The 13,631-nt window shown below is 27.9% G+C and carries 15 protein-coding genes; 5 read left to right on the forward strand and 10 right to left on the reverse strand.

Features of this window, described 5'->3' with window-relative positions; all coding sequences use genetic code 11:
* Nucleotides 1-35: 35 nt before the first annotated feature.
* Complete coding sequence (locus KA858_RS04330; protein ID WP_210130300.1) at nt 36-3,224, forward strand: CDP-glycerol glycerophosphotransferase family protein; 3,189 nt, start codon at nt 36-38, stop codon at nt 3,222-3,224.
* Between the two features lie 75 nt (nt 3,225-3,299).
* On the opposite strand, the gene KA858_RS04335 is transcribed toward KA858_RS04330, so the two are convergent.
* Together KA858_RS04335 and KA858_RS04340 are read right to left on the reverse strand one after the other, a co-directional pair.
* Nucleotides 3,300-3,479, reverse strand: coding sequence for a hypothetical protein (locus KA858_RS04335; RefSeq protein ID WP_204185412.1), 180 nt, complete (start codon nt 3,477-3,479; stop codon nt 3,300-3,302).
* 308 nt (nt 3,480-3,787) lie between these two features.
* A complete protein-coding gene (locus tag KA858_RS04340; RefSeq protein WP_210135107.1) occupies nt 3,788-4,468 on the reverse strand; it encodes a DUF536 domain-containing protein in 681 nt (226 codons plus the stop codon).
* Between the two features lie 479 nt (nt 4,469-4,947).
* Here KA858_RS04340 and KA858_RS04345 point away from each other — a divergent pair, with 479 nt between their 5' ends.
* Nucleotides 4,948-5,916: a replication initiator protein A gene (locus KA858_RS04345; protein WP_210135108.1), complete on the forward strand. Its 969-nt coding sequence runs from the start codon at nt 4,948-4,950 to the stop codon at nt 5,914-5,916.
* Between the two features lie 316 nt (nt 5,917-6,232).
* On the opposite strand, the gene KA858_RS04350 is transcribed toward KA858_RS04345, so the two are convergent.
* Together KA858_RS04350 and KA858_RS04355 are read right to left on the reverse strand one after the other, a co-directional pair.
* Complete coding sequence (locus KA858_RS04350) at nt 6,233-6,472, reverse strand: DUF3847 domain-containing protein (protein WP_210130213.1); 240 nt, start codon at nt 6,470-6,472, stop codon at nt 6,233-6,235.
* A gap of 4 nt (nt 6,473-6,476) precedes the next feature.
* On the reverse strand, nt 6,477-6,758 hold the full coding sequence (locus tag KA858_RS04355) for a hypothetical protein (protein ID WP_204185468.1): 282 nt from the start codon (nt 6,756-6,758) through the stop codon (nt 6,477-6,479).
* Nucleotides 6,759-6,960: 202 nt separating this feature from the next.
* Here KA858_RS04355 and KA858_RS04360 point away from each other — a divergent pair, with 202 nt between their 5' ends.
* The 3 genes from KA858_RS04360 (at nt 6,961) to KA858_RS04370 (ending at nt 9,688) form a co-directional block, all read left to right on the forward strand.
* Nucleotides 6,961-8,883 carry a MobA/MobL family protein gene (locus KA858_RS04360; RefSeq protein WP_210130214.1) on the forward strand — a complete coding sequence of 641 codons (1,923 nt, stop codon included), beginning with the start codon at nt 6,961-6,963 and terminating at the stop codon, nt 8,881-8,883.
* A 258-nt stretch (nt 8,884-9,141) separates the two neighbouring features.
* The gene (locus KA858_RS04365) at nt 9,142-9,387 is read left to right on the forward strand and encodes a hypothetical protein (RefSeq protein ID WP_210130215.1); all 246 of its coding nucleotides are present in this window, start codon (nt 9,142-9,144) and stop codon (nt 9,385-9,387) included.
* A 205-nt stretch (nt 9,388-9,592) separates the two neighbouring features.
* Entirely contained in the window at nt 9,593-9,688 is a 96-nt protein-coding gene (locus tag KA858_RS04370) for a type I toxin-antitoxin system Fst family toxin (RefSeq protein WP_002387633.1), read from the forward strand.
* Nucleotides 9,689-9,829: 141 nt separating this feature from the next.
* Here the strand turns inward: KA858_RS04370 and KA858_RS04375 are convergent, their stop codons facing one another.
* The 6 genes from KA858_RS04375 to KA858_RS04400 all read right to left on the reverse strand — a co-directional run bounded on the left by KA858_RS04375 (nt 9,830) and on the right by KA858_RS04400 (nt 13,579).
* Complete coding sequence (locus tag KA858_RS04375; protein ID WP_107362890.1) at nt 9,830-9,973, reverse strand: hypothetical protein; 144 nt, start codon at nt 9,971-9,973, stop codon at nt 9,830-9,832.
* Nucleotides 9,974-9,997: 24 nt separating this feature from the next.
* Entirely contained in the window at nt 9,998-11,053 is a 1,056-nt protein-coding gene (locus tag KA858_RS04380) for a methyltransferase domain-containing protein (protein ID WP_210130216.1), read from the reverse strand.
* Nucleotides 11,054-11,072: 19 nt separating this feature from the next.
* A complete protein-coding gene (locus KA858_RS04385) occupies nt 11,073-11,957 on the reverse strand; it encodes a permease (RefSeq protein WP_210130217.1) in 885 nt (294 codons plus the stop codon).
* Nucleotides 11,958-12,044: 87 nt separating this feature from the next.
* The gene (locus KA858_RS04390) at nt 12,045-12,365 is read right to left on the reverse strand and encodes an ArsR/SmtB family transcription factor (RefSeq protein ID WP_070829977.1); all 321 of its coding nucleotides are present in this window, start codon (nt 12,363-12,365) and stop codon (nt 12,045-12,047) included.
* 29 nt (nt 12,366-12,394) lie between these two features.
* A complete protein-coding gene (locus KA858_RS04395; protein ID WP_070829978.1) occupies nt 12,395-12,589 on the reverse strand; it encodes a hypothetical protein in 195 nt (64 codons plus the stop codon).
* Between the two features lie 444 nt (nt 12,590-13,033).
* Nucleotides 13,034-13,579, reverse strand: coding sequence for a YdhK family protein (locus KA858_RS04400; protein WP_002510756.1), 546 nt, complete (start codon nt 13,577-13,579; stop codon nt 13,034-13,036).
* Nucleotides 13,580-13,631: the final 52 nt, after the last annotated feature.

The raw sequence follows: 13,631 nt of genomic DNA on the forward strand, positions 1-13,631 counted from the left end.
GTAATATTTATACAATTTTCATGGAGGTCAGTACATTGACAAACATAATACAAGAAGGATCTAATCTTTATATTTCTTTTAATAAAACAAACAAACAAATTAACAAATTGTATTTAAAAAATGAAGTTAATTCTATTTACTATGAACCAATAGACGATGACTTTAACTTTAAAATTGATTTAAATGAAGTAATAAACGTCTTTAAACATTATGAAACGAATAAAATATATTTAGTTGTTGAAGAATCAGATATTCTTTTAACCACTCAAAAAAACTTAAAAGTTAATAACGCGCAAACTACTGTAAGTAATTTATCAGAAGTAATAGATGATGAATATACAATCCATCCTTACATTACAAAAAATGGGTTTTTACATCTTTCAATGGCTGAATATACTCCTTCAAAAGTTTATTTTTCTAGAAGACATATCGATTCATTTAAATTCAACAACTCTGAAGCAAAAATTGAAGGGCAATTTTCGCTTGTTAATGCGACCTTACAAAATGCTTATCTTGTTATAGGAACACGTTTTACAAAAAGAAAAAGAATGATTGATTTACCTATTAATATTATTAAAAAAACTAAAAGATTAACTTACGTAAATTTTTCATTAGATGCTTACCAAGAACTCATTGAATTTATGAAATATCCATTTGAAAATGGTGATGTAATTGATATTTATTTAGAAATTGAGGTTCAAGAATCAAAAGTCCCTATCGAAGTCAAGTTAGGCAACCCTAGGATAATTGCAGAACGTTTTCTTAAAGGAGAAATTATCACTGACTATGAGGGCGAAATAATCTCTATTACCCCTTATTTAACTATGAAAGGACGTAATCTTTCATTTAGAATTAATAGATATACAATAGATAGTTATCTAACTTATATCGAAAATTTAAAAAAACCTAACTTGAAATTGCCGTTCCAAAAAAATCATCAAAAAGTTTGGGTTGTTGGGGAAAAATCTTATAAAGCTCAAGATAATGGTTTTCATTTTTTTAAATATATGCGGACACATTATCCAGAATTACCCGTGTATTATATTATTGAAGAAGATTCTAACGAAGCCCAAAATGTTCTTCCTTTTGGTAATGTCATTTATTACAAATCCCCAGAACACTTCAATATTATGTTACAAGCCGATTATATATGTACAACACATCATCCAGAATTAATATTCCCTACTAATAGTGCAATTTATTCTAAAAAAATTAAAGCTACTAGAGTGTTTTTACAACATGGTGTATTAGGGACTAAAAATTTATCAAATATCAATGGTAATCAACTGAAAGATTTCAATGTAGACCTTTTTATTACAAGCTCTGAGAGAGAAAAGCAGATTGTTGTTAGAGATTTGAAATTTGATAGTGACCAAGTTGCTGTGACAGGTTTAGCTCGTTTTGACAATCTTTTTAATCCAAAAGTTACAACTAAAAATCAAATTTTAATCATACCAACATGGAGAGATTGGTTAACCAACTGGGAACAGATAGAAGATTCAGAATACCTAGAAAGAATAAATCAATTATTAAATAGCTCTAATATTAAAAATATCGTAGATAACGGAAATGAAGTTATTTTCTGTCTACATCCTAATATGCAACCTTTCATTGAATTGTTTAACGTTCCATCGTATATTACAAGCGTTAAACAGGGCGACATCGATGTTCAAAAACTAATCCAAGAGAGTAAATTAATGATAACAGATTATTCAAGTGTTGCTTTTGATTTTAGCTTTTTAAATAAACCGGTCCTTTATTATCAATTTGATAAAGATAAATTTTTAGGTAAGCAACCTTCACATCTTGATATAGAAAATGAATTGCCTGGTACGATAGTTAATAATCAACAAGATTTAGAAAAACAACTAAAAAAGATGATTATGAATAATTATCAAATCGATAAAAATGTTGAAATGAAAGCAAATCAGTTCATAAAATATCGTGATCAATACAACAGTCAAAGGATATTTGAAGTTGCTCAAAATTACAAAACAACTAATCGATTAAAGAGTAAATTCAAATATGATATTTTGTCTCAACATTTATTCAAACGCTTTAGGAAAAGTAAGAAATACTTTAACGTTATGGATAAATATAACTCAGCCATTTCCAAAGTAGTTCCAGTTAAAAAGGACTTGGTTGTGTTTGAAAGTAACGTAGGTAAATCTGTGAGCGATAGTCCGAAAGTTATTTACGATAAATTAAAAGAATATAGTGATGCTTACCAAATTGTTTGGGTAAGTAATCAACAATTTCCATTTAATGATCCTAATGTTATCACAGTAAAACGTTTATCACCGGAATATTATCATTATTTATCCCGTGCAAAATATTGGGTAAATAACCAGAACTTTCCACATTATATTACAAAACCTAAAGATACAATATATATCCAGACATGGCATGGCACTCCACTTAAGAAAATGTTAAATGATGTTGAAAGTTTTGAGGGTAGAGATGCTAACTATAAAAACCGTGTCAACAATGCAATTAAATATTGGGATTATCTGGTTTCACCAAGTCCATACGCATCTAGTTGTTTCAGATCAGCCTTTGAATTCCACAAAGAAATATTAGAAGTTGGCTATCCACGAAATGATATATTTTATAATGAGGATATAGCATATATTAATAATAAAAAAGAAAAAATCAAACAACGTTTAGGTATTCAAGATGAACGTAAAATTATTCTATATGCACCAACTTTTCGTGATGATGAAGTTAATAAAGCTAAAAAACATATCATTAACTTACAAATTGATTTGCAAAAAATGAAAGAACAACTAAGCAAAGACTATATTTTAATTCTAAGACCACATATTATTATTAGTAACGCTTTACAGTTAGATAGTTCTTTAGATAATTTTGTGATTAACGGCAATAGATATAATGATATCAGTGATTTATTCTTAATAACTGATATTTGTATCACTGATTATTCTTCTGTAATGTTTGATTTCGCTAATACAAAAAAACCCTTGCTATTCTTTACTTATGATTTAGAACACTATAGAGATAGTTTACGCGGATTTTACTTTGATTTTGAAAATGAGGCCCCTGGACCTCTTATAAAAACAAATGACTCATTAATAAAATCTATTAAAAATATTGAACAAATTCAGCAACAATATCAAATGAAGTATGAAAAATTTTATGATAAGTTTTGTTCATATGAAAATGGAACAGCTGCTCAAAGTATTGTTCACAAATTTTTTAAATAGTATATAATTATTCTATTAAATAAAATAAAATAAAAACAAGCATAAATCATTTTTAAAAATGATTTATGCTTGTTTTTATTTTTCTATTTCGTGAATATTACCTTCAATATCTTTAATTAATCCCATTTTTTCTAATAAATCTTCTTCAGATTCAATATCGATAGAATCATAGGAATTAGCTTCTTTTAAACCTTTATATCTTATCAAATAATATGTAACTATTACAGGAATTATTAATAATACTTTTTTTTTCATTTATATCCTCCTAAAACCATAATTAATATAAAATAATTGTATCATATAAGCAATTATATAATTTATGTACAATGCGTATATTATCTTCTAACAGTTAACTCAAAAAAATATATTCTATGTAAAACTCACGATAAAAATAAAATGAGCCTATTCAATAATGAACAGAATTGTGAAATCTATTATGACTCATCATAACCATACTTTAAATAATTAGTTAACATATTCAAAGATTATCAGAAGTTTCTTTCATCACTATAAAAGGTGTATCAAAGATTTATACCCCCTTGATACACCTTTTACATTCATTTTTAATTACCGAAGAATCGACTCCAAAATCCCTTTTTAGATGGTTCTACCTCCCTATTATCATCAGGATCACTCTTCGTTTCTTCAACGAACTTATCCTCTTTTGTTAATTCATCTGTACTGTCATTCTTTTTCTCTTCGGCTATATCCTTGTAATTTACTTCTGTTGGTTGACGCTTTGTTTGTTGTTGGTTGATATTTTGCGATTCTTCAGTGAAAGTTGCTTCTTGCGGATTAATATTTTGTCTATTATTCGTCGCTGTATCAAAAGAATAATTAAGCTGTCTTTCTTCTTCTAATTGGCTTTCTAGTTTTTGAATTTTTTTATTGCTTTCTAATGCTAAGACTTGCTGATTTTCTAGAAGCCTATTAAGTGTATTTATTTGTTCTTTATCTCTACTTGCCTGTTTCTTATATATGTCTAGTTGAATATATAACTGTTTTATTGTTTCATCTTTTACAGGATCATTATTTTCAGAATTTTTTTCATTTATTTTGCTTTCAACGTCAATGCTCTTTTTTTGATTTTTTTTTATTCTATTTACTACTACAATCTCATCTTCACTAGATAAGTAATTTACGTTATCAATTTTCTGAAATTTCACATTTGCTTTTTTAGCATTATTATAAACTGTCATTTTTGTCACATTTAGTTCGTCAGCAATTTTCTTCATACTTTTCATATAATAGCCTCCGTATAACTATATACGGTATTTATTATGCGTTATATAGTTATTATACTTAATACATCAATACTTTTATACTTATACATAAAAGGTATACATATAATTATACGAATACGATTTATCATCTTTATATACTTATTATATACCTTTTATACGTGCTACAATAGCTTTCTTTATATAAAATCCCATATCACTATATAAAAACAATATATAGCTTTTTATTATTCTTACAAGATATATACATTAAATATATATAAAAAATGTAACAAAGATTTGAAAAATGTTATTATAAATAGAAAGAAGCCCAACTACGGGAATAGTTAGGCCTCAATGGTAATAAAAAAGTTGTTTTTTGTATAGTTGTTGTATTCATATTATATATATTAAGAATTATTAGCGCAAGTCTAATACATATATACTTACTTATGACTTTTTATTACCTCTTTTAAAAATTTGAATATGAAAGAGGTTTTTGTATGTCTAATTTTAATATTAAAGAAATCCAAAAAGAAAAATTCTATCGATTGCCTAAAGTATTTTTTACAAATCCTAAATATACTAAATTGTCTAATGATGCAAAAATAACTTGGTCAATATTAAGAGATCGTTTAGATCTATCTATAAAAAATAATTGGATAGATGAAAACGGAGATATATTCTTTATATATACTAACGAAAAGTTAAAACAAATCCTAAATATTAGCAGCCCAAACAAATTATCTAAAATAAAAAAAGAATTAACTCAAGCTGATTTGTTTAGTCAAATCAGAGTGGGATTAAATAAACCAAATAAACTATATCTAAAAAAACCTGAAGTAACAAAAGCTGATGTATATTGTATTACACAACAAGAAAATGACGTAGAACAGCAGTATTCTACGGATGTATCAAATTCATACATCCAGAAATATGATAATGATACATCAGGAAATATCAAAATGATACATCATGATATATCAAAAAGATACACTAATGATACTGATTATAATGATACTGATTATATTAAGACTGAGAGTAATGATATGTATGATTTGAATGATAAGAAATTAACATATCCTAGTAATCACACAAACCATTCAAATCACTACTATTCAAAATTTAATGATGAAGCTTTAAAGTTTCAATTATTGGAAGAACTACCGCAAAGTATTCAAACTTATTTAAGTAATTTTTCTGTAGATGAAATTAAACTTATTAAATCTGTATTATTAAAAGCCAAGAAATCCTTTAACAATTCCATTGATACATATTACTTATTAGAAGACGTTGAAATAGAAATACTTCATGTTCTTAAACGCTTTAAAGCCATGCTTATTCAAAAAAACGAAACCGTTGAAGCAATGCAAGGATATCTCATGAAATCTCTTAAATCTGAATTTGCAGAAGTACATACGTTGAATAAGCGACGTGATAATTTACCAATCACTTCTTTATTTAATAGTTAATTAGAATATGGTTGGCCAACTTTATATTCAAGGAAATGTAATTAGGTACATAGATGGGACTAAAACTTTTCAGCTTTAGTCCTATCTTTTTATAAACAATTATTATTCATTGTAACTACGGCCAGCACTTTCTTTTATTAATCATATTAGTTATATAGTTCATCATCTACACCTTTTAATTTTTCAATTTCATTTTCTCTTGATCCTGTTTTTTACTTGTATAAGTATAATAAAACTAATATTTTTGATACTATTTTCAATTACTTGTCTATTCTCTTCTTCAAGTGAAAAAACCAAGATTTGTAGGTCTGATCAACTACTTCTTTTTAAATTTATTTGGCTTATTCGTATTAATATAGTTGGAATATATCCTTAACAATTCTTCTGTTTCATCAGGACTTAAATGCTCACATTCAAAATATTTTTCAAGCATTGCACCTTTTCGAATCAGTCTATGTGCTCTTTCTTTTCTATCTAAATTTTTTAATCTATGTTTTGTTAATTCTGCTTTTTCAATTTCAGCATTTATTTTTTTGAGATTTTTAAAATCATTCATCGTATCACTTACTATTCTGGTTAATTTTGTCTTCTGTTAAATTTTCGTTGTTCCCGTCGCTGCTATTTTGTTCGATATCTTTATTAAATTCTTCAATGACTTTATCCATAATTTTATACAATTCATCACTAGAGTTGATCATATTTAAATCAAGTTTGTTTAAAAAATAACCACCAATTTTATTAGTTAGTTGTGCTTCTTGTTGTTTCTTTTGCTCTTTCAGTTGTTCAATTTGTTGTTCTAATTGACTTAATTTCGTAATATCTGTTTGTTTGATTTTAGACATTAAAAAACTCCCTTAGTTTATCTATATAAAGCATACCATAATTCATTGGGTAAGTCGCTTATTCATGGTATAATATAACCAGTTCTTAAGATACTGCCCATTTACATGCAAATTAAAAATTGTCATAAAAATGGGCAATCCTATGTGTTGATTGTTATAGTTCCCACAGGGGTGTAAATAAAAAAAGAGAGGAGGTAAAATCATGGAGAAAGGTTACTTTATGTTAAGAGTGACTAACATTAATCGAGCAACTAAAAATATCGTTGCATCAGCGTCTTATCGTTCTGATGAAGCATTATATAGTGAACGAACAGATGAAAAAATTAAGTTTAGAAATCATAAAGTAAAGCCTGAAATCATGATTTTAACCCCTCAACATGCACCTGATTGGACTAATGATAGACAGCGTTTGTGGAATGAAGTCGATAAAGTTGAAAAGAATAATGCGAAAACGAAAAATCCTAGATTAGCAAAAGAAGTATTGTTAAGTTTGCCTAATGATTTTGATAGAGAGGTGCAAACTGAATTAACAAAAGATTTTATAAAAAGTGAGTTTGTAGACAAAGGAATGGTGGCTGATATTTCAATTCATAGAGATGATATGAACAACCCACACGCTCATGTTCTACTGACTCAAAGACCTTTTAATTCAGACGGTACTTGGGGAAAAAAGACAAAAACGAGAACACAATATGATGAAAATGGTAATGCTATTTTAAATCAAAATGGTAATAAAGTGAGAAAACAAGAACGTTTTGCCGACTTTGATTTCAAAGAAGTTCGTAAGCATTGGGAATTAAAATTAAACCAATATTCAGAACGGGAACAAAGTTTAAGACGATATGATAGTCGTTCTTTTGAAGATCAAGGTTTAGAAAAAATTGCCGAAATTCCACTGACAAGAGAAGAATATCGATTAGAAAAAAATGAACAAAAACGTTGTGAAAAAGAGGGCGTTGAGTACCAACCCGTTACTTATTACGGACAAAAAAATGAACAGATTAGACAATACAATCGTGGCGAATTATCAGAAGTATATAATGATAAAGAGAAAGAACAAGCACAAAATGCAATTAGATTACTTGTTCAAAACGCTAATGATCAAGTAAGCAAAAATGAACATAGTTATTCTATTTTATTTAATAGATATCAACGTGATGTTGGCTATATAGAGGCGAAAGAAACACTAAAAAATACGTTTGATAGTGCGTCTACCTTTGGTCGTAAAATTCAAAATGACTTACTTAAAAATGAAATTAAGAGACATCAATTGAAATTCTATGCTGACAATTATGATACTAATTATCAATTTAGAAGAGATATGGAAACTAAAGGATATAGTCAACAAGAATTTATTAATACTGTTAAATCTAACTATAAAGAATTACTCAATGAAAAGAATAAATTAGAAAGTAGAGAAGAAAAACGTAAAGAAATTTATCAATCAGCTAAAGATGTTTATTTAACTGAAAGTGAGAAAAATAATATAATTGTTCAGCAAATGTACCCTAAATCTCATAAACAATTTAGTAATGATGAGAAAGCATTTATTGTTGATGAGGCACAAAAAGGTAACTTTATAAAAGCAACTCATGTTCAATATCAATTTAAACAAAATAACAATATTCCTAATGATATATTGCTAGAAGATACTTATAAAAAAGCGAGTAAAGATATTTTCTTTAGTCAAAGACAGCTTAAAAATTTAGAAAAAGATAGCTTTGAATATAACGTTGAGTTGCAATTTATTAAGGAAAAAGAAAAAGAAATTGATAGTTATAAAGAACATATTGATGATGATTTAAGAATAGATATAGGCGATAAAAACTTTGAAAAAGTCAAAGACCAAACACCTAATGAGAAAGTTCAATTACTCATTAAACTTGAGAAATATAATAATGTCGATCAAGAAGAAGTTATCGAAAAACATATTAATCAAGTAGATAGAAATGATCATGACAATCGTATTGAACATGAAAATGAACAAACTAATCACATTCATTTACCAACGATAAATGCTAGTGACTTCCTTATGTATTATGCGAATGAAACAGAAAAACAAAACAATATTAATCATAAGAAAAAGAAGAAGAAACAAGATAGAAATAACCAAATGAGAAGATAGTAGGCCGTTGAAATGATACAAAGTTCATTCTTTAGTAATAAGAAACTTAACCCAATGTGGTACATTGACTTTATTTTAAAAATAACATTTGAAATTTATTATTATATATGGAATTTTAACTTATCAAATTGATTGAAACAAATGTCGGCATAGCGTGAGCTATTAAGCAGACTATTCGAAAAGTTTTGATATTGTTGAAGATCCAAGCTTCAATATCAATAAAGCAATTGGAATAAAGCAAAAAGGAGAATTGACTTTATGCAAGATGAATTTTCAAAGCAATTTGTGACTGGTCGAAGAATAAAAATGAAGTGTTGGGAATGTGGTTTTTCAACTTTGAAAATTGTAAGTAAAAATTGTCAAGACATGGAAAATTATAAAGCTTGTTCAATTATTACGAAGTGTGAAAATTGTAATGCTCATGACGATTTTTTTATAAATAAAGATTATTACGGATATATTGATGCAGATGTTAAGCCGTTAAGTGGGGAATGGAAGTTATAAAACTCCTTCGCATGCGTGGAAAAATTGGATTTGAATTTTTGGTTTTTGAAACGAGTTGAAAACGAGTTTCTTCTTGTCTTGATAGTTATTTAGTCATAAAATGACTTATCAGAAGTTATCTGTAACTCATCTAGTACAGATGATATAATATATAGGTCGCCTATCTCTCAGGCGTCAATTTAGACGTAGAGAGGAGGTGTATAAAGTGATGCTTATTTTCGTTCACATCATAGCGCCAGTCATCAGTGGCTGTGCAATTGCGTTTTTTACTCATTGGCTAAGTAAATGCAATAAAAAATAGGTGACATATAGCCACACCAACAAAAATCCCCTCACTACTCGCAATAGTGAGGGGATTGGTGTATAAGTGATTACTTATTTTCGTTATCTAAATTATAACACTGGTTAGTAGAGGAATGCAAAATTAGTATTTAATAGCGCATTAACAGCAGCCTTTATTATTATTTTGATCTTTATTTGTATTTTCTTTTTTGTTCTCTTCTTTTTCCTCAATTTCTACAGAGCAACAAGCTTGTTCTTTAGGTTTTAATTTAGAAATTGCTTTTTTAAATGCATTTTTTTCCATTATAACACCTCCTTTAATTATTAATTAACATCCACATGATGTGTCACAACATTCATTTTTATTAATTAGATTTTCGTTTTCATCTATAAATTCAAAAACTTCTTTATATGGTGCTTGCTTTAATATATTAAAGGTCTTTTCATATACAAATGTTCGTTCACCTCGTTCAAAAACATGGTCATCATCATCTTCAATGTGTTTAAATGGCCCTTTGTATATAACTGATTGTCCTTTATCAATACAAGGTCCTTCTTTACCTTTATGAGCTATAACAGTCATACTTCTAAAATCAATATCTTCAATAGTAGTCCATGTTTCTTCACGTTTATCAATTTCTACACCATAAAAACCTACATCTTCGAAAGAATCAACAAATGATTTTTCCTGAATAGCTCCTGAATAGCAACCACTCCACAAATTTTCATCTTGTCTCAATTTTTCTGGTACTTCTACATTAGAAACGATATCTGAAATAACTGCTTTACCTCCATTTTTCAAAACTCGGTAAATTTCTTTGAATAATGCTTCTTTTTCATCTGTTGAAACTAAATTTAAAACACAATTAGATATAACCACATCTATGCTATTATCTTTTATCATTGTCATTTCATTTTCTAAGTAATTAATATATTGATTGATAGATTGATAAGTATCTAAGTTACTAGCAGGGTGTTCTTGAATATATTTATCGAGTTCTTCTAAATTTAATTTTAAGTTTTGAATTTTTCCTTTATGAAAAATAATGTTGTCATAACCAATTCTTTCAATCATTTGATTTTGATATTTTTTAGCAAGGTTTAACATATCATCATTCATATCTACACCAATAACTTTACCTGTTTCACCAACGATTTGAGAAACTATATAAGGAACTTTGCCACCGCCAGAACCTAAATCTAATACTGTGTCTCCTTCTTTGATTTTGCTTAAAGGATCTCCGCAACCATAATCTTTCTCTATAATTTCATCTGGTATAAGCTTTAAATATTTTGTATCATATTCTACTGGGCAACATAAGTTTTCTTCGTGTTTTTTAGCTGCATTTCCATACCTATTGATTACTGAAGTTTCTTGATTCATTAATTTATCCTCCTTAAACTTAAACAATTATATTGATTATTAATCCTGTAGCAACAGCTACAACTAAAATTGCGATAACGAATGAAACTACAAATTTTTTCTTGAATAATTTAGATAATAATACAACTTCGGGAATACTTGCCCCAGCACCACCTATGATTAATGCAACTACTGTTCCTAAGGACATCCCCTTTGATACTAATGCTTCAGCTATAGGTAACATTGTTTCAGGTCTGATATACATAGGAATACCAATAACAGATGCAATAAATACAGATATAACGCCATCTCCACTTGCGTATTTTGTAATAAATGTTTCGGGTACAAATCCATATATGAATGCTCCAATAAATACACCAATAAATAGGTAAGGAAGCATTGGATATAAAAATGCCCACGCATCGTTTAATGCTTGTTTAAAACGAGATCCTGTTTTATTAGCAAAAAATCCATCGCCTTTAACATTTACTCCTTTATAACTTTTAGCTAAATTCATTTTTGAAAATACAAAACCTGTTAAGATACTAAATATTGCTAGTACAACAAAATAAACAGCAGCAACTTTCCAACCTAATAAAGCCCATAACATAAATAGCATTAATGGGTTCATCAATGGTGAAGCCATTAAGAAACTCATAGATGGACCAAAAGGTACTTTAGAATTTAATAATCCTGCGAGTATTGGAATAGTCGAACAGGAACAAAAGGGCGTTATCGCACCAAATATCATCCCTAAAAAATAATTGATTCCTTGGTTAGGCTGGCTTAACATGCTTTTGATTTTATCTTCCGAAACTACTTGTTGGATCAGACTTACAATAAAACTTACGATTATGAACAGTATTAATAATTCAAAAAATAGCATTAGAAATGTTTTTATAAATTCTATAATCGAATCTATCATTAGTATAACGCCTCCAAATTTATTTAATCAATATTTCTTGATTTATTAATCAAAAAAAATTGATTAATACTATGATAAAAAAGATACTTAAAGTATCTTACAGCAAGTATCTTCATTTAAAACTATCTGTATTTGTTGCTCATTAATTTGATAATAATTCCAAGTACCATGCTTTTCAGCACTTAATATATTTGCATCTACCAATCTTTTTAAATGGTACGAAAGTTTAGATTGTTTCAATCCTAATATTTCTTCCAAATCGCACACGCACAAAGACTTTGTATCACTTTGACGTATTGATTGTAAAATTTTAAGTCTAATCTTATCTGCAAGTGCATCAAATATCTTTTCATAAAAATCTAATTGTTCTTCTTTATGTACATCTGGATTGGTCTTGATTATTTCCATTTAATCACTTCCATTCTTATATTAGATAATTATTTAAGTCTTTCAACTGCTTGTTTAAAGTTATGTGCAGTTATTTCACCATATCTTTCAATATTGTTGTTAAAGAAAGAGTATTTCATATATGATACAGCTTCTTTTAAAGAAACTTCTCTTGATATCATAATTAGGTTTAAATAACTAACAAAATAATCAATAGATAATGTACTCGCATGATTTATTCTCATAAAATTGAATTCCTTTATAAAATACTAAAAACAATAAATCAACTTTTTTTGATATATTAACTATAAATTATTAATTAAATTTTTGCAAGCTACTGATTTATGTTATTTAGGGCACACCCTAATCATACAAATAGAGTTGTTGAAATTATCGCAACTTGTGACTTTACCTGCTAATTTAGAATAACTTTTCTTGATAAATGATAAAGCTCAATACATTCACTATTCCATTTTTTATATTTTTCGAAATTCCATTGATAAATTATAAAAGATCCCCTCATTTTCATTAAAATCATTTAATTTTTCTAAACAAATGGCCACTCTCATTATTGTGGATATGAGAGTGGCCATAAATTTTATTTGTTTACTTGTCTATTTAACAAAGGGGATTCTCATTGCATTTGTGAATAACTAACTAAATACTTTAAAGCTTTAAAATGATAGACATTAACGAGATTTTAGTTCGTCAGTTGTCATCCATTTATGATTTTTAACCATCTCATCGTTTTCTGTTGATTTATAATCCACCATATAAACGGTTGTTTTTTCTACATCATCAATTTGAGCTTCTGCACCTTTCATACCAGGCATATGGTCAGCTTCTAATTTAACTGTATCACCTTTCTTGAATCCATTTTCAGGGGCATCTGCAACTTCCTCATTAACGACCCATTTGTGATTATTAACTTTTTCATCACCATTTGTAGGTGTGTAACTCACGACATAAGCATAGGTTTTGTAAGCACCTTTAACTGTACCTTTAGCATTTTTCATACCAGGCATATGATCAGCTGTAATTGTTATTTTATCGTCCTTTTTATATTTACTGTCATCTGTACTTTTCATATTATCTGGGGCTTTACTTTCACTCTTATGATTCATATGTTTTTCTTGTTTTTGATCTTTAGAATTTTCTTCTTCTTCGTTACCAGTTGAACAAGCTGATAATACTAATCCTGAAGCTACTATAATTGAGCTCAATTTTTTCATCATATTGAATTCTCCTTATAAATTATTTTGTTACTTTTATTTGTCCCATCATTCC

Source organism: Staphylococcus sp. GDX8P80P (genome assembly GCF_017893095.1).
Taxonomy (GTDB): domain Bacteria; phylum Bacillota; class Bacilli; order Staphylococcales; family Staphylococcaceae; genus Staphylococcus; species Staphylococcus borealis.